This window comes from Streptomyces sp. SDT5-1, assembly GCF_052245995.1.
Classification (GTDB): Bacteria; Actinomycetota; Actinomycetes; order Streptomycetales; family Streptomycetaceae; genus Streptomyces.
In genome coordinates, this window is the sequence record NZ_CM125963.1 from 4185212 (window position 1) to 4211383 (window position 26172).

The 26172-nt window shown below is 70.5% G+C and carries 23 protein-coding genes; 7 read left to right on the forward strand and 16 right to left on the reverse strand.

Translation table 11 applies throughout. The annotated features are described in order from the left end of the window. Positions 1-50 precede the first annotated feature (50 nt). The 3 genes from ACTWJ8_RS19305 to ACTWJ8_RS19315 form a co-directional block, all read right to left on the reverse strand. Positions 51-1583 (reverse strand): polyamine aminopropyltransferase, encoded by a 1533-nt coding sequence (locus ACTWJ8_RS19305; RefSeq protein ID WP_443264668.1) that lies wholly within the window; start codon positions 1581-1583, stop codon positions 51-53. A 131-nt stretch (positions 1584-1714) separates the two neighbouring features. Next, positions 1715-2239: a DUF2617 family protein gene (locus ACTWJ8_RS19310; protein ID WP_356387016.1), complete on the reverse strand. Its 525-nt coding sequence runs from the start codon at positions 2237-2239 to the stop codon at positions 1715-1717. Between the two features lie 338 nt (positions 2240-2577). Next, the gene (locus tag ACTWJ8_RS19315) at positions 2578-2886 is read right to left on the reverse strand and encodes a hypothetical protein (protein WP_356387013.1); all 309 of its coding nucleotides are present in this window, start codon (positions 2884-2886) and stop codon (positions 2578-2580) included. 125 nt (positions 2887-3011) lie between these two features. Between ACTWJ8_RS19315 and ACTWJ8_RS19320 the strand changes: the two genes are divergently transcribed. Then, positions 3012-4196 carry a pyridoxal phosphate-dependent aminotransferase gene (locus ACTWJ8_RS19320; protein WP_356387010.1) on the forward strand — a complete coding sequence of 395 codons (1185 nt, stop codon included), beginning with the start codon at positions 3012-3014 and terminating at the stop codon, positions 4194-4196. Between the two features lie 68 nt (positions 4197-4264). Here the strand turns inward: ACTWJ8_RS19320 and ACTWJ8_RS19325 are convergent, their stop codons facing one another. The 3 genes from ACTWJ8_RS19325 to ACTWJ8_RS19335 all read right to left on the reverse strand — a co-directional run bounded on the left by ACTWJ8_RS19325 (position 4265) and on the right by ACTWJ8_RS19335 (position 7105). Then, positions 4265-4804, reverse strand: a complete 540-nt coding sequence (locus tag ACTWJ8_RS19325; protein ID WP_356387007.1) for a YbjN domain-containing protein — start codon at positions 4802-4804, stop codon at positions 4265-4267. A gap of 128 nt (positions 4805-4932) precedes the next feature. Next, positions 4933-6558: a recombinase family protein gene (locus tag ACTWJ8_RS19330; RefSeq protein WP_356387004.1), complete on the reverse strand. Its 1626-nt coding sequence runs from the start codon at positions 6556-6558 to the stop codon at positions 4933-4935. A 118-nt stretch (positions 6559-6676) separates the two neighbouring features. Continuing rightward, positions 6677-7105, reverse strand: coding sequence for a pyridoxamine 5'-phosphate oxidase family protein (locus ACTWJ8_RS19335; RefSeq protein ID WP_356387001.1), 429 nt, complete (start codon positions 7103-7105; stop codon positions 6677-6679). A gap of 146 nt (positions 7106-7251) precedes the next feature. Between ACTWJ8_RS19335 and clpB the strand changes: the two genes are divergently transcribed. Further along, positions 7252-9849 carry an ATP-dependent chaperone ClpB gene (gene clpB / locus ACTWJ8_RS19340; protein ID WP_356386998.1) on the forward strand — a complete coding sequence of 866 codons (2598 nt, stop codon included), beginning with the start codon at positions 7252-7254 and terminating at the stop codon, positions 9847-9849. A gap of 90 nt (positions 9850-9939) precedes the next feature. Here clpB and ACTWJ8_RS19345 read toward each other — a convergent pair whose 3' ends face one another. Then, positions 9940-10296: a hypothetical protein gene (locus tag ACTWJ8_RS19345; RefSeq protein WP_356386995.1), complete on the reverse strand. Its 357-nt coding sequence runs from the start codon at positions 10294-10296 to the stop codon at positions 9940-9942. After that, positions 10293-10502: a hypothetical protein gene (locus tag ACTWJ8_RS19350; RefSeq protein WP_356386992.1), complete on the reverse strand. Its 210-nt coding sequence runs from the start codon at positions 10500-10502 to the stop codon at positions 10293-10295. Before ACTWJ8_RS19350 ends, ACTWJ8_RS19345 begins: the two co-directional genes overlap by 4 nt. Before the next feature lie 128 nt (positions 10503-10630). Here ACTWJ8_RS19350 and ACTWJ8_RS19355 point away from each other — a divergent pair, with 128 nt between their 5' ends. After that, complete coding sequence (locus ACTWJ8_RS19355) at positions 10631-11614, forward strand: helix-turn-helix transcriptional regulator (protein WP_356386989.1); 984 nt, start codon at positions 10631-10633, stop codon at positions 11612-11614. After that, positions 11611-12612, forward strand: coding sequence for a LuxR C-terminal-related transcriptional regulator (locus ACTWJ8_RS19360; RefSeq protein WP_443264670.1), 1002 nt, complete (start codon positions 11611-11613; stop codon positions 12610-12612). The genes ACTWJ8_RS19355 and ACTWJ8_RS19360 overlap by 4 nt, the downstream gene beginning before the upstream one ends. Positions 12613-12629: 17 nt before the next feature. Here the strand turns inward: ACTWJ8_RS19360 and ACTWJ8_RS19365 are convergent, their stop codons facing one another. The 8 genes from ACTWJ8_RS19365 to ACTWJ8_RS19400 form a co-directional block, all read right to left on the reverse strand. Continuing rightward, on the reverse strand, positions 12630-13751 hold the full coding sequence (locus tag ACTWJ8_RS19365) for a sugar ABC transporter substrate-binding protein (protein ID WP_356386983.1): 1122 nt from the start codon (positions 13749-13751) through the stop codon (positions 12630-12632). Between the two features lie 231 nt (positions 13752-13982). Then, complete coding sequence (locus ACTWJ8_RS19370) at positions 13983-14510, reverse strand: GNAT family N-acetyltransferase (protein ID WP_356386980.1); 528 nt, start codon at positions 14508-14510, stop codon at positions 13983-13985. Between the two features lie 73 nt (positions 14511-14583). Continuing rightward, positions 14584-15042 carry a heat shock protein transcriptional repressor HspR gene (locus ACTWJ8_RS19375; RefSeq protein WP_356386977.1) on the reverse strand — a complete coding sequence of 153 codons (459 nt, stop codon included), beginning with the start codon at positions 15040-15042 and terminating at the stop codon, positions 14584-14586. A 5-nt stretch (positions 15043-15047) separates the two neighbouring features. Then, positions 15048-16232 carry a molecular chaperone DnaJ gene (gene dnaJ, locus ACTWJ8_RS19380; protein WP_356386974.1) on the reverse strand — a complete coding sequence of 395 codons (1185 nt, stop codon included), beginning with the start codon at positions 16230-16232 and terminating at the stop codon, positions 15048-15050. Positions 16233-16268: 36 nt separating this feature from the next. After that, entirely contained in the window at positions 16269-16931 is a 663-nt protein-coding gene (gene grpE / locus ACTWJ8_RS19385) for a nucleotide exchange factor GrpE (RefSeq protein WP_356386971.1), read from the reverse strand. After that, positions 16928-18781, reverse strand: a complete 1854-nt coding sequence (gene dnaK / locus ACTWJ8_RS19390; RefSeq protein ID WP_356386968.1) for a molecular chaperone DnaK — start codon at positions 18779-18781, stop codon at positions 16928-16930. Before dnaK ends, grpE begins: the two co-directional genes overlap by 4 nt. 183 nt (positions 18782-18964) lie before the next feature. Further along, the gene (locus tag ACTWJ8_RS19395) at positions 18965-19942 is read right to left on the reverse strand and encodes a glycosyltransferase (protein WP_356386965.1); all 978 of its coding nucleotides are present in this window, start codon (positions 19940-19942) and stop codon (positions 18965-18967) included. Between the two features lie 2 nt (positions 19943-19944). Continuing rightward, a complete protein-coding gene (locus tag ACTWJ8_RS19400) occupies positions 19945-20760 on the reverse strand; it encodes an NAD-dependent epimerase/dehydratase family protein (RefSeq protein WP_443264672.1) in 816 nt (271 codons plus the stop codon). Positions 20761-20956: 196 nt separating this feature from the next. On the opposite strand from ACTWJ8_RS19400, the gene ACTWJ8_RS19405 reads away from it, so the two are divergent. From ACTWJ8_RS19405 to ACTWJ8_RS19415, 3 genes are all read left to right on the forward strand, one after another. Further along, positions 20957-23239, forward strand: a complete 2283-nt coding sequence (locus ACTWJ8_RS19405; RefSeq protein WP_443264674.1) for a (Fe-S)-binding protein — start codon at positions 20957-20959, stop codon at positions 23237-23239. Between the two features lie 207 nt (positions 23240-23446). Further along, positions 23447-24841, forward strand: a complete 1395-nt coding sequence (locus tag ACTWJ8_RS19410) for an FG-GAP repeat protein (RefSeq protein ID WP_443264675.1) — start codon at positions 23447-23449, stop codon at positions 24839-24841. A 68-nt stretch (positions 24842-24909) separates the two neighbouring features. After that, positions 24910-26070, forward strand: coding sequence for an FG-GAP repeat domain-containing protein (locus ACTWJ8_RS19415; RefSeq protein ID WP_443264677.1), 1161 nt, complete (start codon positions 24910-24912; stop codon positions 26068-26070). Positions 26071-26172 lie beyond the last annotated feature (102 nt).

Sequence of the window (26172 nt, forward strand, 5' to 3'; positions counted from 1 at the left end):
GGCCCGCCGGGGCCCGCCCCAGGGGCCCAGCCTGATCCGTCGGAAGGGCCCTAGTCCCCGAACCGCGGATGCACCAACGTCGACGGCGCGTGCCCCTCGCCCGGCCGCGGCACCCGCCCCGCGGCCGGTGCCTGCGGAAGGGTCCAGCCCGCCAGCACGTAGCCGACGCCCTTCTCGCCTTCGCCGCCCCGGTACGCCACCAGGTGCAGGCCCGCCGAGCGCACCGTCGCGGACGCCGTGTCCAGGGCCTGCCCGCCGCCCGCCACCCGCACCGCGAGGCGCCCCCGGTCCGTGAGGACCCTGCCCACCAGGCCGTAGAACTCCTGCGAGTACAGCTTCGTGCTCGCCGCGCTGCCGGGGTCGGGCAGATCGCACACCACCACGTCGTACGGCGCCGCCCGCGGGGCGCTCCGCAGCCACCCGAACACGTCCCCCGTCACCACCCGCACCCGCGGATCCGCCAGCGACCGCCCGTTCATCGCGGTGAGACCGGGATCCGTGCGCGCGAGCCGCACCACCTCCCGGTCGGGGTCCACGACGTCGACGCGGCGCACGCCCCGGTGCCGCAGCACCTCGCGGGCCGCGAGCCCGTCGCCGCCGCCCAGGATCAGCACCCGCGCCCGCGGCCCCCCGCTCATCGCCGGGTCGACGAGCCGCCGGTGGGGGCGGCCCCCGTCGCGCCCGTCCGCCCGCAGCCTGCCGTCGAGGAAGAGCGCGCCGGGCCGGTTCCCGCCGCCCGTGAGCACCACCTCCTGCACCCCGCTCTGCACGGCGACCCGGACGTCCGCCCCGAACAGCGCGTGCCGCGCCGCCCGCTCGAAGTCGTCGACCAGCACCCAGGACGTCGCCAGCACCCCGAGCACCGTCACGTTCGCGACGATCAGCAGCCAGCGGGCCCGCCGGCTCAGGTCCCGCCGGAACAGGCCGAGCACCAGCACCGCGCCCGCCAGCGCGTTGATCGCCCCCGTGAGCAGCGCCCCCGTCAACTGCCCGAGCAGCGGCAGCAGAAGAAAGGGGAAGGCGAGACCGCCGACCAGTGCCCCCACATAGTCCGCCGCGAACAGGTCCGCGACCGCGCCGCCCGCGTCCTGCCGCCTGATCCGCTGGATCAGCACCATGAGCAGCGGCACTTCCGCCCCGATCAGCACCCCGATCGCCAGCGAGAACGCGACGAGCAGCCAGCGCGGCCCCTCCGCCCAGGCCCCGCCCCAGTCCCCCGTCCACGCGAACACCGCGTACAGGGTCATCGCACTGCACCCGCCGACCAGCGCGAGCAGCGCCTCGATCATCCCGAAGCCCACCGCCGCCCGCAGCCGCAACCGCTTCGCGGCCAGCGAGCCGAGCCCCATCGCGAACACCATGACGGACAGCACGACGGACGCCTGGGTGACCGAGTCGCCCATCAAGTACGAGGCCAGCGCCACCAGTTCGAGCTCGTAGACGAGCCCGCACGCCGCGCACACGAAGACGCCCACGAGGACGAGGAAGCGGCCGGTGCCGGGCTTCACCGGAAGCGGGGACCGGACCGGGCCGCCCAAGGACCTGGGGCCTGAAGCAGGTGCGGGCGCGTGCGGTTCGATCACGCCTGGAACGCTACGTCACGGTTTGACTCCGTCCAGTCACCCACACGTGTGGAACCCGCGGACCGCAGGCATACCGTCACCTGCGACGCTCCCCACCTCGACCGCACGCGACCGTCCGCGACCGCACGCGACTAGAGCGCGGCGGCCACCGGCATCCGCGCCCCCACCCGGGTCCGGGTGGCGACGAGCTGGCCGTCCTGCGGATACGCGTGCCACGTACGCCAGTGCACCTGACCCTCGTACCGCTGCGCCAGCATCGCGGTGAACGCGTGCGGGCTGCCGGGGAAGACACCCGCGAGCCCGTTCGGATGGTCGGCGACGAGCGCGAGCAGCTCCTGCGCACGCCCCGCGAATTGACCCGCCGTCAAATGCTCGACACGGGCCGCGAACTCGTACTCCCAGTCGCCGAGCCGCTTGGCGACACCCAGCGGCAGCGGGGTGCTGCTGCCGGGGATGCACGCCACGGTCTCCGAACAGGTGCCGCGCTCCTCCTCCAGCAGGACCTGGTGGGAGGCGCCGAGCAGCCTCAACTGAAGCCTGGCGTCGTCGATGTCGAGGTCGAGCGTGGCCAGGGCGGGCAGGGGCTCCCGGCCGAGGGCCCAGGCCAGATCGGCGGCGCTCGTATCGGTGTAGGCGGTGTTCAGGGTCGTGAGCATGGGTCGGCTCCGCTAGCACGCAAAGGGAGGTGTGGCCGGCTGGATCAAAGGGGCCGGCTCGTGCCCACGCGAACGCGATAACTACGTAGAACGAGGGCTGCGTTGACGGTTAAAGGGAATCATGGGGGGATGCACCGCCACAGCGTTTTTACCCAACTTCGGAGGGTTTCCATCCCCCCGAGGGCAGCTCAGCTCAACTGTTCAACTTTCGCGAGCACCTTTCGCGCCCGGCGCACAACCTCCGGGGGCACACCCGGACAAACGTGCGGCCCACGCGGACCGACTGCCCCGTGTCAGTCGCCTCCGCGCGGGCCGGACACCCGAACCGATCCGAACCGTCAGCTGCCGCCCCCGCAGCCACCCCCGCCGCCGCACGACGAGCCGCCACCGCACGACGACCCACCGCACGAGTGGCCACCACCGCACGAATGACCGTGATGCCCACCGGAGTCCCCCGACGACGAGGACGAACAGCCGTACCCGCCACCCGTCGCGGCGCCACCACCGGCCCACCAGCTGCTCTTCGCGCGCCGGTCCTTCTTCCTGAGCGAGGTGCTGGGCGACCGCCCACTGCCACCCGCCTTCGCCGTACCGAGCACGATGGCGACGACCAGCACCACGAAGACCACGATGAAGAACACACCCATCACCGGCCCTCCCTTCTCTTCCCCCGTGTCCCCCGAGGGGCCGCCCCGTGCGGGCGTGACAGGGGAATGCCCCCGCCCACGGCGGGCCAAGCAGGAGTTGAGGAACTCCAGAGGTTCGGCGCACGATGACCCGCATGACCTCCAGCGCACGCCCCCTCCTCAACCGCCGCCTCGCCGAGTTCGGGACCACGATCTTCGCCGAGATGTCCGCGCTCGCCGTCAAGACCGGCGCCATCAACCTCGGCCAGGGCTTCCCCGACACCGACGGCCCCGAGCAGGTGCGCGAGGCCGCCGTACGGGCGCTGCGCGAAGGCCACGGCAACCAGTACCCGCCCGGCCCCGGCATCCCCGAGCTGCGCACCGCCGTCGCCGACCACCAGCGGCGCCGCTACGGCATGGAGTTCGACCCCGACCGCGAGGTCCTCGTCACCGCGGGCGCCACCGAGGCCATCGCCGCCTCCCTCCTCGCCCTCGTCGAACCCGGCGACGAGGTCATCGCCTTCGAGCCCTACTACGACTCGTACGCCGCGAGCATCGCCCTGGCCGGCGGCACCCGCGTCCCCGTCACCCTCCGCCCCCACGAAGGCTCGTTCCGCCTCGACCTCGACGAACTCCGCGACGCGATCACCCCCCGCACCCGCCTCCTCCTCATCAACACCCCCCACAACCCCACCGGCACCGTCCTCACCCGCGCCGAACTCACCACCATCGCCGAACTCGCCGTCGAACACGACCTCCTGGTCGTCACCGACGAGGTCTACGAACACCTCACCTACGGCGACGCCGAACACATCCCGCTCGCCACGCTCCCCGGCATGCGCGAGCGCACCGTCACCATCGGCTCCGCCGGGAAGACGTTCTCCTTCACCGGCTGGAAGGTCGGCTGGATCACCTCCACCCCCGAACTCGTCACGGCCGTCCGCTCCGCGAAGCAGTTCCTCACCTACGTCTCCGCCGGCCCCTTCCAGTACGCCGTCGCCGAGGCCCTCGCCCTCCCCGACACGTACTTCACCGACTTCCGCGCCACCATGACCGCCAAGCGCGAACTCCTCGCCACCGGCCTCGAGGACGCCGGCTTCACCGTCTTCCGCCCCCAGGGCACCTACTTCATCACCACCGACATCCGCCCCCTCGGCTTCGACGACGGCTTCGCCTTCTGCCGCGCCCTCCCCGAACGCTGCGGCGTCGTCGCCGTCCCCAACGCCGTCTTCTACGACGACCGCACCGCCGGCGCCCCCTTCGTCCGCTTCGCCTTCTGCAAGCAGGACACCGTCCTCAGCGAGGCGGCGGCCCGCCTCAAGGCCCTGTAACCGGCCCACGACGACGAGAGCCCGCCCCCTCGCAGGGGCGGGCTCTCGTACGTGATCGGCTCAGCGGCTCACTCGGAGTCGTCGCCGTCCTCCGGCTTCTCCGCGGAGTCGACCTCGGCCTCCAGGCCGAGCTGCTCCACGAGCCAGCGGTCGAACTCGATCGCGGCGCGCACCCAGCTGACCGTCGACGACACGAAGTGCTCCAGCGACACCCCGGTGCCGATCAGCATCTGCGCCTCGCCGATGAGGCGGACGGTGCCGTCGTCGTGGGTGTGGCTGTAGACCTTCGGCCACAGCGTGCGGCGGTTCCAGTCGTCGATCGACTCGAGCAGCTGCGGCTTGACCTCGATGCCGTGCGGCCGGTCGTAGAACGTCCGCACCGAGAAGACCTGCTGGTCGCCCTCGCCACGGAACATGAAGTACGTACGGAACTCCTCCCACGGCGCCGCGAGGTCACCCTCTTCGTCGACGACGTACTTGAGCTCCATCTGCTCCAGGAGCTGCTTGACCAGGTCCTGGTCGGGAACGACGGGACCGGCCGGTCCCGCCCCCTCCTGCGGCTCGGGCTGTCCCCCGAAGTTGGGAATCGAGGACGGGTCGATAGACAAGATTCCTGCTCCTGACACTGTGGTTTCGGCCCATCGTACGGACCGCCCCTTGCGGCCAAGGGTGCCCGGTGCGATGCCTTGGCAGGACCAGCCTTGCATCTTTGGGCCGATTCTGAAATGTGCGCCGGTTACGCGCCCCGCGGCCTCCGAAAAGGCCACAGTTCCGCTCCCAGCCCCCGCTCCACCCGGAGCCCCGCGAGGTACGTCCGCGCGGCCTCCTCGGGCTCTTCGGCTTCACGTACCACGTGGTGGTCCGGCAGATGCGCGAACAACTCCTGCCCCGTCCGCTGTCCGCGGACGAAATACGTGACGCCCGCTTCCCTGAGCAGCTCGGCGCGGCTCGTCCACGTGTCGAGGCCGCGCCACCGCTGCCCGTACGTCTCGCCACAGGATTCCTCGATCCAGCGCGGTCGGATCACCGGCTCGCTCTCCAGCGCGGCGAGGGTCCGCGAGGTGTCGTCCAGCTTCCTGGTCAGCGCCTCGACGGCGGCCGGGCTCTGCGCGGTCGCGACGGCGACGGCGAGGTTGTCGACGGCCTTTCGCAGTTCGGTGATCGTCGCCGAGCGGTCGCGTCCCGGCACGAGCGTGCGCTTCGTGATGTCCCGGTCGCCCAGGAGGCTCAGGAAGTGCTGCTCCACGCGTTCGTGCAATCCCGCCACCGACCAGGACGCCGGCAGCTCGCATCGGGGCCCCTCCGCGGTGGTCCGGCAGTTGTAGTACTCCAGCCGCGACGTACCACCACCCTTCAGCGCGTTGCGCTGTGTCCGTACGTGCATCGGAGCGCCGCAGAAGCAGCGGACGACACCCGCGAGGGGCGTCCTGGGAGCCTTCTTCGTTGCCACGGCTGCGGACATGACCACGCTGTGGCCCGTGTCGAGAGCCGTCTGAAGCGCGGCGAACTCCTCGGACGTGAGGATGGGATCGGTCCACCTCACGACGAGTCCGTCATCGCCGAGGACGGGCCGGGACCGATGCATCATGGCGCCTGTGAGCGCCTGCGACCGCAGCATGTTGCGCAGCGGCGTGACAGCCCAGTAACCGCCGGATTCGGCCTTGTGTTCGTGCTCCGGCCGCTCGGCATTCTGCACGCGGCGCTGGTGGTCACGGGCCGTCGGCACGCCCCGTTCGTTCCAGTCCTGCACGATGGCGTACACCGTGCAGGAACCGCTGACGAGGCGTGCGAAGGCCTCGCGCACCAGCGGCGCCGTCACCGGATCCGGAATGAGGCGTTTCCGGCGTTCTCCCTTGAAGTCGAAGGCCACGGCGCGATATCCGTACGGCCAGATCCCGCCGTTCCACAGCCTGTTGTCGCGGAAGTAGGCGGTGCGGTTCAGCTGCTTCTCCTGCACCACACGCCGGTACTTTGCGGCCTGGGCCGCCTTGATGCCCGCGACCATGCGGCCGTCCTCGGTGGTGATGTCGAAGGTGGGGTCGTCGAGCACGAGGACGCTCTTCCCGTTCTTCAGCACCCAGTCGACGAACTGCCACCAGTGCATGTCGTCGCGTGTGATGCGGTCCTGGCTCGTGACCATGAGCGCGTCCCACTCGTCGACCAGTGGGGCCCGCAACCACTTGCCGAGGCTGGCCCGCTGGTCCAGATTGACCGCTCCTGACACCGTCGAGTCGACAACTCTGCCCACTTCCTCGTACGCGCCCGCGCACAGGGCCACGCTGAGTTCCTCGTCCTGCCGGATCAGGGCGGACGACGACTCGGTGTCACGGCTGATGCGTTGAACTGCGAGAACACGGCGCACGGGTGGTCTCCCCCTTGAGGCACGACTGACCTCGTGACCATGCAGGACCGCGCATCGACGTGGAGTCGAACATCACGTCTTGCGCCCGTACGAGTGACAGCGATTCCCGGGCGGACGGCTACGCAGGCAGTTCGTTCTCAGCGTCCTTCGGCAGATTCGCCGTCGCGCGGTCCACCGCGATCTCGATGACCACCCGGTCCGGATTCGGCCGCGGCGTCTTGTAGCGCTCGGCGTACCTGCGCTCCGCCTCCGCGACCTCCGCCGGCTCCGTGCGCACCGTCGCCGCCCCCTCCAGCGTCGCCCACCACCGGCCGTCGACCTGGCAGACCGCGACCCGCCCCGAGCCCTCGACGACGTGCGCCGCCTTCCGGGTGCCCTTGCCGGTGATGACCCGTGCGATCCGCGCCTGCGCGTCGTACGTCACCCCGACCGGCACCACGTGCGGCGTGCCGTTCGCCCGCAGCGTCGTCAGCGTGCACAGGTGCCGCTCCCGCCAGAAGTCGAGAAACGCGGAACCGGGGGCGTCGAGGTCGATGCGCTTGGCCATGGGCGGGAACCTATCCCAGAGCCCGGGGAACCCGATCCCGAGGGCCGGGGCGCTGTCGCGATCCGCCTTGAGTGGAATAGACTCAACTTTGTGCACGTTGGAAGTGTCAGAGTGAGTTTCCCTAGTACGTGGAGGAGAACAGGCACGTGGACGCCGAGCTGACGAACCGGAGCCGCGACGCGATCAACGCGGCGAGCAGCCGGGCCGTGTCCGGGGGCAACCCGGATCTGACCCCGGCCCACCTGCTCCTCGCCCTGCTCGAGGGCCAGGACAACGAGAACATCACCGACCTCCTGGCGGCCGTCGACGCCGACCAGGCCCAGGTCAGGGCCGGCGCCGAGCGGGCCGTCGCCGCGCAGCCCAGCGTGACCGGGTCCACCGTCGCGCCGCCCCAGCCCAACCGCGAGCTGCTCGCCGTCATCGCCGACGCCTCCGAGCGGGCCAAGGACCTCGGCGACGAGTACCTCTCCACGGAACACCTACTCATCGGCATCGCCGCCAAGGGCGGCGCGGCGGCCGACGTGCTCACGCAGAACGGGGCCAGTGCCAAGAAGCTGGCCGAGGCATTCACCAAGAACAGGGGAGGGCGCCGGGTGACCACACCCGACCCCGAGGGGTCCTACAAGGCGCTGGAGAAGTTCGGCACGGACTTCACCGCGGCCGCCCGCGACGGCAAGCTCGACCCGGTCATCGGCCGTGACCAGGAGATCCGCCGCGTCGTCCAGGTGCTGTCACGGCGTACGAAGAACAACCCGGTGCTCATCGGCGAGCCCGGCGTCGGCAAGACCGCCGTCGTCGAGGGCCTCGCCCAGCGCATCGTCAAGGGCGACGTACCGGAGTCCCTGAAGGACAAGCGGCTCGTGTCGCTCGACCTCGGGGCGATGGTCGCGGGCGCCAAGTACCGCGGCGAGTTCGAGGAGCGCCTCAAGACCGTCCTCTCCGAGATCAAGGAGAGCGACGGCCAGATCATCACCTTCATCGACGAGCTGCACACGGTCGTCGGCGCGGGCGCGGGCGGCGACTCCGCCATGGACGCGGGCAACATGCTCAAGCCGATGCTCGCCCGCGGCGAACTCCGCATGGTCGGCGCGACCACGCTCGACGAGTACCGCGAGCGCATCGAGAAGGACCCGGCCCTGGAGCGCCGCTTCCAGCAGGTGCTGGTGGCCGAGCCGTCGGTGGAGGACTCCATCGCGATCCTCCGAGGCCTGAAGGGCCGCTACGAGGCCCACCACAAGGTCCAGATCAACGACAGCGCCCTCGTCGCCGCGGCCTCCCTCTCCGACCGGTACATCACCTCCCGCTTCCTCCCCGACAAGGCCATCGACCTCGTCGACGAGGCGGCGTCCCGGCTGCGCATGGAGATCGACTCGTCCCCCGTCGAGATCGACGAGCTCCAGCGCTCGGTCGACCGGTTGAAGATGGAGGAGATGGCCCTCGCCAAGGAGACCGACCCGGCCTCCCGCGACCGCCTCGAAAAGCTCCGCCGCGACCTCGCCGACAAGGAGGAGGAGCTGCGCGGACTCACCGCGCGCTGGGAGAAGGAGAAGCAGTCCCTCAACCGCGTCGGTGAGCTGAAGGAGAAGCTCGACGAACTCCGCGGCCAGGCCGAGCGGGCCCAGCGCGACGGCGACTTCGACACCGCGTCCAAGCTCCTCTACGGCGAGATCCCCACGCTCGAACGCGACCTGGAGGAAGCGTCCGAGGCCGAGGAGGAGGCCGCGAAGGACACCATGGTCAAGGAGGAGGTCGGCCCCGACGACATCGCCGACGTGGTCGCCTCCTGGACCGGCATCCCGGCGGGCCGCCTCCTGGAGGGCGAGACGCAGAAGCTGCTGCGCATGGAGGACGAACTCGGCAGGCGCCTGATCGGCCAGACCGAAGCGGTCCGCGCGGTCTCCGACGCGGTCCGCCGCACCCGCGCGGGCATCGCCGACCCGGACCGCCCCACCGGTTCCTTCCTCTTCCTGGGCCCGACGGGCGTGGGAAAGACCGAGCTCGCCAAGGCGCTCGCCGACTTCCTCTTCGACGACGAGCGGGCCATGATCCGCATCGACATGTCGGAGTACAGCGAGAAGCACAGCGTCGCCCGCCTGGTCGGCGCGCCTCCCGGCTACGTCGGCTACGAGGAGGGCGGCCAGCTCACCGAGTCCGTCCGCCGCCGCCCGTACTCCGTCGTGCTCCTGGACGAGGTCGAAAAGGCCCACCCCGAGGTCTTCGACATCCTCCTCCAGGTCCTCGACGACGGCCGCCTCACCGACGGCCAGGGCCGCACGGTCGACTTCCGCAACACGATCCTGATCCTCACGTCGAACCTGGGCAGCCAGTTCCTGATCGACCCGATCACGAGCGCGGAGACGAAGAAGGAACAGGTCCTCGAGGTGGTCCGGGCGAGCTTCAAGCCCGAATTCCTCAACCGCCTCGACGACCTCGTGGTCTTCTCCGCCCTGGAGAAGGACGAGCTGAAGCGCATCGCGCGCCTCCAGCTCGACCGCCTGGCCAAGCGCCTCGCCGACCGCCGCCTCACCCTCGACGTCTCCGACGAGGCCCTGTCCTGGCTCGCCGACGAGGGCAACGACCCGGCCTACGGCGCCCGACCCCTGCGCCGCCTGATCCAGACGGCCATCGGCGACCGCCTCGCGAAGGAAATCCTCGCGGGCGAGGTCAAAGACGGCGACACGGTCCGCGTCGACTCCTTCGACGAGGGCATCCTGGTGGGGCCTGCGACGGGCAAGACGCTCTGACGACCGCAGCGGCGCCACCGTGTCAGGTACACGGTGACGCCGCTGCAGGGGGGAAGCACCTGCGCGATCTACAACGACGGGGGCATCGCGTCAGGCACTGCGGGGGGTGGCCGATGGGCTTGGCTGGTGGGACTGCGAGGCGGTGTTCGCATGGGGGTCCGCCTCGCCGACCAGTTGATGGTCCCGCTGGTCGAGGTTGACGAAGATCATCCCGTACCGGACGACCGTCCGTACCGGCTGTGGGGCCCCGCGCGGGCGGCGCAGGCACCGGTACGCCCGGATGTCGTCGCCCTCGCGGACCACGATGATGGGTTCTCCGAACAGGGTGACCATGAGGGAGTCACCGGAGTTCGGAATCGCGCTCACGAGGTCGATCGTGTGCCAACCGGACCGGTAGGCGATCGCCATCTCGCGGCGTAATGACCGGTCGTCGGGCGGGGTGATCATTCGCCGCCGCCTCCGGTCACGGGAGCGACTCCCCACGCGACGTCGTCGGCGCCGGCCGCACTGTCGACGGTCGCCACGCTCTGCGTACCGACCTGATCAGAGCCCCAGGCCACATCGCCGGGCGTAGCGGCACCGGCGGTGCCGAGCGCCAGCGCAACAGCCGCGACCGCCGCGCCGAGCACTGAGCGAAGCATTCTCTTACTCATGTCGGCTTCGTCCTTACTTGATGGCTTCTTCTCCCCCGCACCACAGACGATGACTCATTCGGGCACATGGAAACCACAGCGGCGATGCATCATGTTCCTGCACGTTCAGGACCCTGGGGGGTGGAGATTTGCCTACGAGCAGCCCAAAAGCGACACATCCTCATCCAGTCACTGAGCTGTGCCCGGAGGGGGAGCGCCTTTACGCCACCGCACTGAGCGCGGGACGTGTCGCCCGCGCCGAGATCGAGTCAGCTCCCTGCCTGCTGGAATTCGCGCTTCTGCACCCGGATCCGGACGACGCGGACTGGCTGCGTCCGGTTCCCCCTTCGGTCGTACTCTCGCAGCGGTTGCAGCCCATTGAGCGGGAAATCCACGAACGGCGACAGCTCTCCGGAGAACTCACCGCCGTTTTCCAGCCGTTCATGGCGATCAGCGCACAGATGCCGGCGACCACCCACGCCATCACCGTGCTCGAGGGCGGCGGCCGGATCAAGGCGGCGCTCGACAAGGCGATCGCGGAGAGCCGCACGGAGGTACTGACCGTGCAGCCCGGCGGGGGCCGCAGCGAGCATCTGCTGAGCGAGGCACTCGAGCGCAGCCGGCCGCTCATCGAGCGCGGCATATCGATGCGCACCCTGTACCAGCACACGGTGCGATACAGCCAGAACACCTTCGCCTACATGGACAAGATGGCGGGTGCCAGGGTAGAGATCAGGACGCTCGAGGAACTCATCGAGCGGCTCATCATCTGCGATCACGACGTGGCGTTCATCCCGGCCGAGGCGGGCGACAGCATGGCGCTGGAGCTGCGCCATCCCGGTCTGGTGCAGTACCTGATCAACGTCTTCGACCACATGTGGCGCCGTGCCACCCCCTTGCAGGATGACGTCCCCTACGAGTCGACTCCCGAAGGAATCACCGGTGTTCAGCGCTCCATCGCCAAACTGCTCATCGAGGGGCACGTCGACGAGGCGATCGCCCGTCGGCTCGGCATGAACGTACGGACCTGCCGCGCCCACATAGCCAAGATCGCCGCGGCGCTCGGCAGCGGCAGCCGGGCCCAGCTCGGCTATCTCATCGCCCAGTCGGGGATGCTGGAGCAGGATTCGTGACGACCGAATCGCACACCCCGGCGCAGCAGGAGACCCACGCCCACGGCGCGGACGAGCTGTGCAGGGAGGGCTCCGAGCTGTACGCGAAGGCCCTGCGCGAGGGCCGCGTCCACAAGCGCGACGTGGAGCCGGCGCCGTGCCTGCTCCGGTTCGGTCTGCTGGTGTCGGCGGACGACGATCCGACGACGCTGCGGCCCGTGGCGCCCGCGGTGGCGCTGCCGCGACTGCTCGGCCAGTACGAGGAGGAGATCGAGCGGCAGCGGCGGCGCAGTTCGCGGCTCGCGGACCAGTTCGCGCCGCTGATCGCGCTGGAGACGCAGCGCGCGTCGATTCCCAGTACGCCGATGTTCCGGGTCCTGATGGGGTTCCAGCGGATCAACGAGGCGATCGACGAGGCGGCGGGCGAGGCCTCGCAGGAGCTCCTGACGATCCAGCCGGGCGGCAGGCGGCCGCCGCAGGGGCTCGCGGCGGCGCTCCCGCGCGAGCAGCAGCTCCTCAGCGGCGGCGGCCGGATGCGCACCCTGTACCAGCACACGGCCCGGCACTCGCCCGCCGTCACGGCGCACTACGAGCAACTTTGCGGCGATGTGCAGGTGCGCACGCTCGACGAGGTGACCGAGCGGCTCGTGATGCTGGACCGCACGGTCGCGTTCATCCCGGCGAACCCGGACCGCACGGTGGCCCTGGAGGTCCGGCATCCGGCGCTGATCAGCTATCTCGCCACGACGTTCGAGCGGTTGTGGCAGCTGGCGACGCCGATGTTCCCGCAGGCGGCCTCGGAGGAGCTGACGTCGGACGGGGTGACGACGCGGCAGCGCACCATCGCCCGGCTGCTCATCGAGGGGCACACGGACGCGGTGATCGCGGAGCGGCTCGGCATGAACATCCGGACGGTGCGGGTGCACATCGCGAAGCTGGCGGCGACGCTGGGCAGCGAGAGCCGGGCCCAACTGGGCTATCTGATCGGCCAGTCGGGCCTTCTGGAGGATCCCGGCTAGGGGCGCTGCGGGTCAGGTCACTTGAGGCCCGCCTCCGCGCACGCCTGGGCGTACTTGGACGTGCAGATCTGCGACACCTTGAAGATCTTGTCCTTGACGACGGTGCTCTTGATGTTGTCCTTGGTGAGCGCGACGACGCTGACGCTCGCCGTCCTGATCTGCTTGTCGGTCGGGCTGTCGGTGCGGTCCATGGCCAGCGCCTCGAACTCGATGTCGCGGCCCTGCGAGACCCGCACGGCCATCTCGGCGGCGGTCTGCGCCTCGTCGGGGTACGGCTTGTAGACGCTCATGTACTGCTCGCCGGTCAGGATCCGCTGCACGGCGGCGAGTTCGGCGTCCTGTCCGGTGATCGGCGGCATCTTGGTGACGCCGACCTCCTTGAGGGCCGCGATGACGCCGCCGGCCATGCCGTCGTTGGCGACGTACACGCCCGCGATGTTGTCGACGCCGAGCGCGTTGACGGCCTGTTCCATGTTGGCCTTGGCGTTGGACGGCTTCCAGCCCGCGGTGTCGTAGGACTTCGCGACGGTCACGGAGTTGCCCAGCTCCGCGCGGGCGGCCCGCTTGAACTGCGCGGCGTTGGGGTCGTCGGGCGAGCCGTTGATCATGACGATCTTGCTGCGCTTGGTGGCCTTGGAGCCGAGGGCGGAGACCAGCGCCTTGCCCTGGGTCTGGCCGACGAGCTCGTTGTCGAAGCCGACGTAGGCGTCGACGGGGCCCTCGGCGAGGCGGTCGTACGCGATGACGTGGATGCCCGCGTCCTTCGCCTTCCGCACGGCCGAGGCGATGTCCTTGGAGTCCACGGCGTCCACGACGATCGTGTCGACCTTGGCGGCGATCATCTCCTGCATCTGCTTGCGCTGGAGGGCGGCGTCCTGCTTGGCGTTGGCGTAGACCAGCTCGCCCTTGCCGCCCGTCAGCTTCGCCACCTGACGCTCGAACATCGGGTGGTCGAACTTCTCGTAGCGGGCGGTCTCCTTCTCCGGGAGAAGCAGACCGATCCTGACGTCGTCGCCCTTGGTGGTGGACGCGCTGGGCGCGCTGTCGTCGCCCGGCAGCACACCACCGCAGGCCGAGAGCGAGACCAGCAGGACGGATGCGGCGCCGGCCGTGGCGGCACAACGCATACGCGTGTTCATGTGCGGATACCTCCCTGACGTGGCCGCGACGATGCGGCCGAGGTGGCTCGAAGCCAACTCGTCCGCTCAAGGGCCGTCAAGAGATGAAGCCACACCGCAACGAAAACGGGTCCCTTACTTCTTCACATGAAGCCGAAGACAGCAAATACCGGACACCTTCGCAAGGTGCACAGGACTTTCACAGGCTGACGCTCGTCACACCCGTCATGCCCGCCATACCCGTCACGCCCGTCACGCCTGGAACTGCGTCAGATCGATCGCGTACACCCGCGGACCGTCGTCCTCCGAGCCGCCGTCGAGGCGCTCCATCCCCAGCTTGTGGAGGACCTTCGCCGACGACGCGTCGCCCGCGTCCGCGACGGCGACGACCCGGTCGACGCCGCGGTCCTGGAGCGCGAACTCCAGCGTCGCCTGCGCAGCCTCGGAGGCGTACCCCTGGCCCCAGAACTGCCGACCGAGCCGCCACTGGATCGCGACCTGCCCGGCGACCTCCGGCGGCGCCTCCGGCACGTACAGGCCGACGGCGCCCGCAAGCTCGCCCGAGCCGAGGAGCTCCACGGCGAAGACGCCGAAGCCCTCGTCGTCCCACTCGTCCTCCCAGCGCTCGATGTCCTCGGCGGTCCCGTCGAGGGAGCGCGGCGCGCCGTCGCCGATGCGGCGCATCACGGCCGGATCGGCCTGGATGTCGGCGAGCGGGGCGAGGTCGTCGTCCGGCTGCCAGCGGCGCAGCAGGAGGCGTGGGGTGCGGATCTCGGTCATGGGTCCATCCTCGGGCATGCGCAGGGGCCCGGAGGTCACGAAGACCTCCGGGCCCCTGCGGCAGCGTGCGGTGTCAGTCCTGCGGCCGCTTCGGGCGCCACACCACGAGCGCGCTCGTCTGCTGCGCCTCCTGGTACGGGACCAGGTCGCGGCGGTACGAGGCGTGCACCGCGGCCTCGCGCTGCTGGATCGCGGTGGCCGCGCTCTCCACCGCCGCGGAGAGCTCCGCGACGCGGGACTGGAGCGCGGCGACCTGGTTCTCCAGCTCGATGATGCGCTTGATGCCCGCCAGGTTGATGCCCTCGGCCTGCGACAGGTGCTGCACCGTGCGGAGCAGCTCGATGTCGCGCGCCGAGTAGCGCCGGCCGCGCCCGGCCGTGCGGTCGGGCGAGACCAGGCCGAGGCGGTCGTACTGGCGCAGGGTCTGCGGGTGCAGGCCGGACAGCTGTGCCGCCACCGAGATGACGTACACCGGCGTCTCGTCGGTCAGTTCGTACGGGTTGTTGCGCCGACGACCCGGCTGCCCGTCCATCACACTCACGCTCCCTTCGCGGCCTTGAACAGTTCTGCCCGCACGTCGGTGTCCTCAGTCGCCTTGCGGAACGACTCGAGGGCCGTACGGGCATCATCGGAAAGGTCCGTGGGGACGGCCACCTCGACCGTGACGAGGAGGTCCCCGCGGGTGCCGTCCTTGCGCACGGCGCCCTTGCCTCGGGCCCGCATCGTCCGCCCGTTCGGCGTGCCCGGGGGCAGCTTCAGGGTGACGCTGGGGCCGCCGAGCGTGGGCACCTTGACCTCGCCGCCGAGCGCCGCCTCCGTGTACGTCACCGGGACGGTGACGGTGAGGTTGTCGCCCTTGCGGCCGAAGACGGGGTGCGCGTCGACGTGCACGACGACGTACAGGTCGCCCGCGGGGCCGCCCCGCTCGCCCGGCGCACCCTTGCCACGCAGGCGGATGCGCTGGCCGTCGGAGACCCCGGCCGGGATCCTGACCTGCATGGTGCGGGAGGACTTGGCCCGCCCGCTGCCCTTGCAGGTGTCGCACGGGGTCTCGGCGATCAGGCCGCGGCCCTTGCAGTCCACGCACGGGTCGGTGAGGGAGAAGCCGCCACCGCCGCCCCGCGAGACCTGTCCGGTGCCGACGCAGGTCGGGCACACGCGCGGTGTGCCGTTCGCGTCGCCGGTGCCGGAGCACGCCTTGCAGGGGGCCTGCGACGACATCCGCAGCGGGACCGTGGCCCCGTCGACGGCCTCGGTGAAGCTGAGCGTCACCTCGGACTCGATGTCCTGGCCCCGGCGCGGCTGCGTGCGCGTGCCCGCGCCCGCTCCGCCCCGGTTGAACAGGCCACCGAACACGTCGCCTATGCCGCCGCCGAAGCCGCCCTGACCACCGCCCTGGGCGCCGCCTCCGAAGAGGTCGCCCAGGTCGAAGTTGAACGAGCCGCCCGCGCCCGCTCCGCCGGGTCCCGGACGGAACCCGCCGTTGCCGAACAGGGCGCGCGCCTCGTCGTACTCCTTGCGCTTCTTGGGGTCGCCGAGGACGTCGTTCGCCTCGGAGATCTCCTTGAAGCGCTCCTCCGCCTTGTCGTTGCCCTTGTTGGCGTCGGGGTGGTTCTCGCGGGCGAGCTTGCGGTACGCCTTCTTGATCTCGGCGTCGGTGGCGTCCTTGGGGACGCCGAGGACCTTGTAGTAGTCCTTCTCGATGAAGTCCTTGGTGCTCATCGGCCTCGACGTCCCTCCTTACCCGTGTGTGTGACGTCAGCCCTCGTCCGGGCCACCGTTCTCCTTCTCGGCATCCTTGCTCTCGGCTGCCTCGTCGGCCTTCGCGCCCGGCTGCGGCTCCGCGACCGCGACCCGCGCGGGGCGGATGGTGCGCTCGCCGATCCGGTAGCCCGGCTGCAGGATCGCCACGCAGGTCGTCTCCGTGACGTCCGGCGCGTAGCTGTGCATCAGGGCCTCGTGCACGGTCGGGTCGAAGGGCTCGCCCTCCTTGCCGAACTGCTGAAGGCCCATCTTGGCGGCGACCGTCTCCAGCGATTCCGCGACGGACTTGAAGCCGCCGACGAGCTCGCCGTGTTCACGGGCGCGGCCGATGTCGTCGAGGACGGGAAGCAGCTCGGTCAGGAGGTTCGCCACCGCGATCTCCTTGACCGTGACGCGGTCCCGCTCCACACGACGCCGGTAGTTCTGGTACTCGGCCTGCAGGCGCTGGAGGTCCGCCGTGCGCTCGTTGAGCGCCGTGCGCACCTGGTCCAGCTGCGCGGTCAGGGCTACATCCTGAGCTGCGGAAGCTGAGTCCCCGGCCGGGGCCGCCCCCTCCTTGTCGGAGGGAGCGGCCTGCGGCTCGGCGTCTTCGGGGGTGGCGCCGGAGGGGACGTCAGGCTTCTCGTTCTCCTCGAAGCCCGGGGTCTCCTCCGTCACGCGGCACCGTCCTTGCGGTCCTTGTCCTCGTCGACGATCTCGGCGTCCACGACGTCGTCGTCGGCCTTGGCGTCACCCTGCGGGGCGTCCGCACCGGGGGCCTCGGCGCCCGCTGCCTGGGCGTCGGCGTACATGGCCTGGCCCAGCTTCTGCGAGACGGCGGCGACCTTCTCGGTGGCGGTGCGGATCTCGGCCGAGTCGTCGCCCTTGAGCTTCTCCTTCAGCTCGGTGACGGCCTCCTCGACCTCGGTCTTCACCTCGGCGGGAACCTTCTCCTCGTTGTCCTTGAGGAACTTCTCCGTCTGGTAGACGAGCTGCTCGCCCTGGTTGCGGGACTCGGCGGCCTCGCGGCGGGCGTGGTCCTCGTCCGCGTACTTCTCGGCCTCCTGGCGCATCCGGTCGACCTCGTCCTTCGGCAGCGAGGAGCCGCCGGTGACGGTCATCTTCTGCTCCTTGCCCGTGCCCAGGTCCTTCGCGGTCACGTGCATGATGCCGTTGGCGTCGATGTCGAAGGAGACCTCGATCTGCGGGACGCCACGCGGGGCAGGCGGCAGACCGGTCAGCTCGAACATGCCGAGCTTCTTGTTGTACGCCGCGATCTCGCGCTCGCCCTGGTAGACCTGGATCTGCACCGACGGCTGGTTGTCCTCGGCCGTCGTGAAGATCTCGGACCGCTTGGTCGGGATCGTGGTGTTGCGCTCGATGAGCTTGGTCATGATGCCGCCCTTGGTCTCGATACCGAGGGACAGCGGGGTCACGTCGAGGAGCAGGACGTCCTTGACCTCACCCTTGAGGACACCGGCCTGGAGCGAGGCGCCGATGGCGACGACCTCGTCCGGGTTCACACCCTTGTTGGCCTCCTTGCCGCCGGTCAGCTCCTTGACGAGCTCGGCGACGGCCGGCATACGGGTCGAACCACCGACGAGAACGACGTGGTCGATCTCGGAGAGCTGGATGCCCGCGTCCTTGATGACGTTGTGGAACGGCGTCTTGCAGCGCTCCAGAAGGTCGGACGTGAGCTGCTGGAACTGGGCGCGCGTGAGCTTCTCGTCCAGGTGCAGCGGGCCCTCGGCGGACGCCGTGATGTACGGCAGGTTGATCGTGGTCTCCGTGGAGGAGGACAGCTCGATCTTCGCCTTCTCGGCGGCCTCGCGCAGACGCTGGAGCGCCATCTTGTCCTTGGACAGGTCCACGCCGTTGCCGTTGTTGAACTGCTTGACCAGGTAGTCGACGACGCGCTGGTCCCAGTCGTCACCACCGAGCTGGTTGTCGCCGTTCGTGGCCTTCACCTCGACGACGCCGTCGCCGATCTCCAGGAGCGAGACGTCGAAGGTGCCACCACCGAGGTCGAAGACCAGGATGGTCTGGTCGTCCTTGTCCAGGCCGTAGGCCAGGGCGGCGGACGTCGGCTCGTTGACGATGCGCAGGACGTTCATGCCCGCGATCTCGCCGGCTTCCTTCGTCGCCTGGCGCTCCGAGTCGTTGAAGTAGGCCGGGACGGTGATGACCGCGTCCGTGACCTTCTCGCCCAGGTAGGACTCCGCGTCGCGCTTCAGCTTCTGCAGGATGAACGCGGAGATCTGCTGCGGGTTGAAGTCCTTCCCGTCCAGGTCGATCTTCCAGTCGGTGCCCATGTGGCGCTTCACCGAGCGGATGGTCCGGTCCACGTTCGTGACCGCCTGGCGCTTGGCGACCTCGCCGACCAGCACCTCGCCGTTCTTCGCGAAAGCGACGACGGACGGCGTGGTCCTGGCGCCCTCGGCGTTCGCGATGACGGTGGGCTCACCGCCCTCCAGAACGCTGACGACGGAGTTAGTCGTGCCCAGGTCGATGCCGACCGCACGTGCCATTTCGATTCCTCCAGCTGACTACTTGAGTGGAACTGACTCAAGACTGCAACACCTCCCCCCTCCCCGTCAACAGACCTGAGTCAAGCGCACTCAAGTTTTATCGTGCCCTTATGTGCATGGCGAAGCGCAGGCCGGTCTGACCTGGTGTTTTACGGGTTGGGGCCGGAGGGCCCGGGAGAGGACCTACGGCCTCAGCGTTGCGTACACGCGTTCCGTGCGGTCCAGCCAGGTGGGTTCCCCGTAGTGCTTCGCGTACACGGTGCGGCAGTGTTCGCGCAGGGTCGGGAAGACCTTCGCCGCGACGTCGAGCGCGGCCGGGAGGTGGGCGTCGAGGGTGGTGACCGTGCCCGTGCCCTCCGACCGTACGGCGCGCGGCACCGCCGACTCCCCCGCCCCCTCGAAGGCCAGCACCGGCAGCCCCGCCGCGAGCGCCTCCGCGTACACGAGGGGAACCGCCCTGCGCGGCCCCCGCCCCGGCAGCACGATCCCCCGGTACCCCGGCAGCGCCCGCCTGAGCGCGCCACGGCCCGCGGCCCCGCGCATCCGCACCGACGCGGGCGCCGCCGCCCGGCAGCGCGCTTCCAGGGGCCCGGTCCCGACCACGTCGAGCCGCTCACCCGCGGGCCAGCGGCGCAGGAGTTCGAGCGTGCCGTCGTCCGGGGCGAGCCGCCCGACGCACACCCAGCCGCCGTCGGACGCGGTGTCGGGCGCGGCGACGGTGGGCACGAAGTCGGGCACCACGTCGAGGCGTTCGCGGGGCAGTCCGGCGCGGGCGCAGGCGTCCCGGCCGGCCTCGGAGAGGACCACGAGGCGGTCGGCGCGGCGCAGCAGCGGGTCCTGGCGCGGTCCGCCGCGCCCGGTGGCCCACGGGAGTTGGAGCGCGGCGAGCCGGGAGCCGCGGTGCGGCCCGTGCCGCAGGGTGGCGACGAGCGGTCCCGTCCAGTCGGCGACCCAGGCGCGCCCGTAGGCGGGGAAGAGGTTGTGGACGTGCACGACGTCCGGGCCGAAGGCGCGCAGCGCGGCGAGCGGCCCGCGGCCCCGGCCGTGCGCGGAGACGAGGCGGACCTCGTGGCCGGCGCGGGTGAGCGCGGCGACCTGGTCGAGCACGGCCTCGTCCTCGCCGCCGGGGGCGCCGAATCCGTGCACGACGGCGATCCTCATGGTCAGATCCTGGCCGCGCCGGTCGGTACGACGCCGTAGGCGCCGCCCGCCTCGACGAGGGCGGCGTCGGCGATGTCGAGGAGCCCGAGCCGGGCCCGCCATCCGGTGAGTTCGCGCAGCGGCGCGGTGTCGGGGACGGGTGCCCGCCCGCCCCCGTCCTCGTACGGGACGAAGCGGAGCGACGAAGGACTGCCGGAACGTTCCACCAGAACGCCGGCGAGGTCGGCGACGGCGGTCTCCTGCTCGCCTGCGACGTCGAGGAAACGCCCGACGGCGGCGGGCTCGGCGAGCAGCCGCAGCAGCGCGTCGACGGTGTCGGCGACGTGCGTGAGGCGCAGCCGCCCGGTGCCGTCGCCGTGGATCGTCAGGGTCAGCCCGGCGACGGCCTGTTCGGCGAGGCGCGGCAGGACGGCGCCGGACCGGGGCGACTGGCGGGGGCCGACGGTGTCGTGGAGACGGACGACGGTCGCCTCGGGGTCGTCGACCGGCCCGTCGGCGGCGACGAGCAGCCGGCTGCCGTGCCGGCGGGCGGCGTCGGCGACGGGGGTGGCGCCCTCGGTGGCCAGGTGGACCACGGTGGCGCAGCGGCCCGCGAGTTCGGTGACGAGCCGGGCGTCGAGGGCCGAGCCGCGCACGAAGCGCAGGCGTGGGTTCGGCCAGGCGGCGGCGAGGTTCGCGCGGTCGCCCGTGGACAGGTCGTCGAGGACGACGACGGTGTGTCCCTGAGCGAGCAGCGCGTCCGTGAGGTGCGAGCCGACGAAGCCCGCGCCTCCGGTGACCAGAAAGGGGGAGGGTGCGGTCGTCGTCGGTGCGCTCATCCCCATAAGTTATTCCGTTATGTCCAAATATGGGGTGAATAACACGATCCGCTTTGGCGCCCCGTCCGGCCCCGCACAGGGTTACCTGGGCGACACAGATCACCAGCCCGGCGACTACATTGCGACCGGGTAAGTGGGTAGTCTCAGACGGACAACCTAAGTTACCGCTTAGTAGCCAGTACCCAGGAGCCCCCAAATGCAACTCGCCGCGATCATCGTGTCGCTGGCCCTGATCGTGGTCGGCGTGGCTCTGTTCGTCCGAGCCATCGCGCAGATCTTCCGCTACGTGCGGCTCGGCCAGAACGTGCCGAAGGGCACGCGTACCGACGAACCCGTGCAGCGCACCGTCACCGTGGCCAAGGAGTTCCTCGGCCACACCCGTATGAACCGGTGGGGCATCGTGGGTGTCGCGCACTGGTTCGTGGCGGTGGGCTTCTTCTCGCTGCTGCTGACGATCGTCAACGCCATCGGCCAGCTGTTCAAGGCCGACTGGATCCTGCCGATCATCGGCGACTGGGCGCCGTACAACGTCTTCGTGGAGCTCATCGGCACGCTCACCGTGCTCGGCATCGCGGTGCTCATCGCGATCCGCCAGCTGAGCCACCCGCGCAAGCCGGGCCGCAAGTCCCGCTTCGCGGGCTCCAACTTCGGCCAGGCGTACTTCGTCGAGGCCGTCATCCTCATCGTCGGCGTCTGCATCTTCATGCTGCACGCCCTCGAAGGCGCCCAGCACCACGTCGACAGCTACGAGGCCTCGTTCTTCATCTCGTACCCGGTCGTCCACTGGCTCGCGGGCATGGACGTCTCCACGCTCCAGAACCTGACGTACTTCTTCGCCGGCGTGAAGATCGCGACGTCCTTCATCTGGATGATCACGGTCGCCCTGAAGACCGACATGGGTGTCGCCTGGCACCGCTTCCTGGCCTTCCCCAACATCTGGTTCAAGCGCGAGGCGGACGGCGACGTCGCGCTCGGCGCGCTCCAGCCGATGACCTCCAAGGGCGAGCCGATCGACTTCGAGGACCCGGGCGAGGACGACGTCTACGGCGTCTCCCAGGTCGAGCACTTCTCCTGGAAGGGCCTGCTCGACTTCTCCACCTGCACCGAGTGCGGCCGCTGCCAGTCGCAGTGCCCCGCCTGGAACACCGGCAAGCCGCTCTCCCCGAAGCTGCTCATCATGTCGCTGCGCGACCACGCGCACGCCAAGGCCCCCTACCTGCTCGCCGGCGGCGGCAAGTCCATGGAGGGCGAGGAGCAGGCCACCGAGGAGCAGCTCAAGGACGTGCCCGCGGCCGCCCTCGCCGAGGCCGAGCGCCCGCTGATCGGCACCGCCGAGGAGAACGGCGTCATCGACCCGGACGTCCTGTGGTCCTGCACCACCTGCGGCGCCTGCGTCGAGCAGTGCCCCGTCGACATCGAGCACGTCGACCACATCGTCGACATGCGCCGCTACCAGGTGATGATCGAGTCCGCGTTCCCGTCCGAGGCGGGCACGATGCTCAAGAACCTGGAGAAGAAGGGCAACCCCTGGGGCCTGGCCAAGAAGCAGCGCCTGGAGTGGCTCAAGGAGCTCGACTTCGAGGTCCCGGTCGTCGGCAAGGACATCGAGGACCTCACCGAGGTCGAGTACCTGTACTGGGTCGGCTGCGCCGGCGCCCTCGAGGACCGCGCCAAGAAGACCACCAAGGCCTTCGCCGAGCTGCTGCACATCGCGGGCGTCAAGTTCGCGATCATGGGCGGCGACGAGAAGTGCACCGGTGACTCCGCCCGCCGCCTCGGCAACGAGCCGCTCTTCCAGCAGCTCGGCCAGGAGAACGTCATGTCCCTCAACATGGCGTTCGGCGAGGAGTACGACGACGAGGGCAACGTCACGGCCGAGTCCAAGAAGCCGAAGACCGCCAAGAAGATCGTCGCGACCTGCCCGCACTGCCTCAACACGATCGGCAACGAGTACCCGCAGATCGGCGGCGACTACGAGGTCATCCACCACACCCAGCTGCTCCAGCACCTGGTCGACGAGGGCAAGCTGCTCCCCGTCACCCCGGTCGAGGGCATCATCACCTACCACGACCCGTGCTACCTGGGCCGCCACAACAAGATCTACACGCCGCCGCGCGAGATCATCGGCAAGGTGCCCGGCATCCGCAACGAGGAGATGCACCGCCACAAGGAGCGCGGCTTCTGCTGCGGCGCCGGTGGTGCCCGCATGTGGATGGAGGAGCGGATCGGCAAGCGCATCAACAACGAGCGCGTCGACGAAGCCCTCTCGCTCAACCCGGACATCGTCTCCACCGCCTGCCCGTTCTGCCTCGTCATGCTGACCGACTCGGTCAACGGCAAGAAGAACGACGGCAAGGCCAAGGAGTCCGTCCAGGTCGTCGACGTCGCGCAGCTCCTGCTCGACTCCGTCAAGACGCCGGTCGACCCGGCGGGCGAGGCCGAGACCGAGGACGCGCCCGAGCCCGAGCCGGTGAAGTAGCGCCGACTCCCCCAGCCGGGGCTGCCACGCCCCTGCCCCGAGGGCCCCGCCTTCCGTCCGCACGCGGAAGGCGGGGCCCTCTCGCATGCCCGCCCGGCACCGGCCTCCGCCACCGGCGCCCGGCACCCTCCCGTACAACCACCGCCGTACCTCGGCTGTCACACAGGTGAACGAACGCAACAAGCCGATCCCCCCAGGGAGTTGACCGTGCGCATCCGAAGACTCGCCGTCGCGGTGGGCATCGCCGCCCTCGCCGCCGGAGGCCTCACGCTGCCGCTCGCCGGCACCGCGTCCGCCGCGAGCACGCTCAAGGACGACTTCAACGGCGACGGCCACCGCGACCTCGCCATCGGAACCCCCGGCGCCAACGCGGTGACCGTGACGTTCGGCTCGTCCTCCGGCGTCGGCCCCGGCAAGGCCGTGACGATCACCCAGGAGACCGCGGGCGTCCCCGGCGTCACCGAACGCGAGGACGAGTTCGGCGAGAACGTCACCAGCGGCGACGTCGACGGCGACGGCTACGCCGACCTCATCGTCGGCGCCCCCGGCGAACAGGTCACCGACTGGGCGAGCGGCTCGCTCGACGTCGTCTGGGGCGGCGCGAACGGCTTCACGCGGGGCGCCACCGTCTACCACGCGCCCTCCGCCGACGACGAACGCTTCGGCGAGAGCGCCGTCCTCGTCGACCTCGACGGCGACGACCACGCGCAGCTCGCCGCCGTCAGCGCCAAGAAGTTCTGGTGGTACTCCGACTCCAACAAGCCCGAGGACGCCTACGCGCCGGAGGTCGAGTTCGTCCCGTCCGACGTCACCCTCGAAGGCCTCACCGCCGACCAGTTCCACGGCACCGGCGTCGGCAGGACCTACACGTACGTCCTCTACGGCAAGCACGCCGACGGCAGCCCCTACACCGGCTGGGTCGACGGCGGCCCCGGCGACATCGGCTACCGCTCCGGCCGGATCGACGGCCAGTACACGGGCTCCACCACCGAGACCGCCGCCACCGGCGACATCAACTGCGACGGCTACCCCGACCTCGTCACCGGTCAGGCCGCCGACAACTCCATCTGGGTGTTCTACGGCGGATCCACCATCTTCACCGACGAGATGGAGGGCATGGACAAGGTCACCCAGGACAGCGCCGGGGTGCCGGGAGCGAGCGAGGCCGGGGACCGGTTCGGCGCGTCCGTCTCCGTCGGCGACGTCGACGCGGACGGCTGCGCCGAGGTGGCGGTCGGCGCGCCCGGCGAGACCGTCGACGGCGTCAAGGGCACCGGCTCCGTCGTCGTCCTCAAGGGCGGCAAGGGCTACATCGACGAAGGCCGCGCCTACCACCAGGACACCGCAGGGGTGCCGGGCGTCGCCGAGCCCGGCGACCGCTTCGGGTCCACGGTCCGGCTCAAGGACATCGACGGCGGCGGCCGCGCGGACCTCTCCGTCGCCGCGTCCGGCGAGGACATCGGCACGAAGGCGGACGCGGGCGCCGTCACGGTGCTGCGCGGCGCGTCCCCGTACCCGACGACCACCGGCGTGACCTCGTTCAACGGCGCCGACTTCGGGCTGCCCGGCGCGGGCATCTCGTTCGGCACGTCCCTGCGCTGACGGCCCCGCGCGGGGTCCTGCCATCATGGGGAGGCTGTGAACTCATGGGACGGGCGGGGGCGTTGTTGATGCCGGATCACATACGAAGAGGGGTCGGCGGCGCCCTGTGCGCCGCGCTGCTCGCCGCCGCGCTCACCGGGTGCGGCGGCGACGACGCGGGCGACCGGCACCCCGTCGCCGTCGCCGGCAAGCAGCACCGGAGCGCGCCGCTGCCGGTCCCGCGCGGCAAGGGCAGCAGGACCCCGAGCGACTTCAACGGCGACGGCGCCCCCGACCTCGTCGTCGACGATCTCGCGCACGACGGGCTCGGCGACGACCCCGGCATCGGCATCGTCTACGGACGCAAGGGCCACGGACCCGACTTCGCCACCCGCCAGTTGCTCTCCCCCGCGACGTACGCGGCGTCGGCGTTCGCCTCCGAGGCCGCCTGCGACCTCGACCGGGACGGGTACACCGACCTCGTGGTCTCGACCGACCCGCCGTACGACGGGCAGGGCATGCCGCCCGTCCCGTTGCGCATCCTCTTCGGCTCGCCCACCGGGATCGCCGGCAAGGGCGCCACGCTGAAGATCCCGGCGCGGGCCAGGTTCGGCAACGAGTGGCCCGACCAGCCGGTGTGCGGCGACTTCGACGGCGACGGCCGCGACGACCTCGTGGTGCACGCGAGCGGGGGCCGGCTCAGCGTCCTGCCCGGGCCGTTCACCCGGGGCGGGGCGCCACGCGGCGACGTCGGGATCGCCCGGGTCGGCGGAAACGTTCCGACCGGCCCCGCGGCCGACATCGACGACGACGGCGTCGATGACGTCCTCCTCCGCGCCCACGCGGGCACGGCCCGCACCACGGTCGCCCTGGGCGGCCCGAACGGCTTCACGAAGGGCCCCACGTACGCCTCCGGCACGGCGGCGGTGGCGGGGCCCTTCGGGGTGGCGGTCCTCACCAAGAACGGCGTCCGCGTGGGCCCCCGTACGATCGACGTCACCGGCGACCACCTGCTGCCGTCCGGCGACGACGTACTCGTCTCCACCGCCGACACCACGCACCTCCTCCACGCGGGCAAGGCCCACCGCCTCCCCGCCAAGGGCCACGCGATCGCCGCGGCGGACTACGACGGCGACGGCCACATCGACACGGCCCTCCAGTCGACGACCCCGGACCGCATCACGATCGTCACCGGCACCCCGAAGAAGTCCCACCAACTCACCTTCCGAACCCGCGACTTCTCCGACTGACCGGCTGACCGGCTGGCTGGCTGGCTGACTGACTCGAGAAAACTCGTCCCCTTCCCCGTACAACCCTCCTGCCCCACAAACGGTCTCCTGTTCGCCGAACGC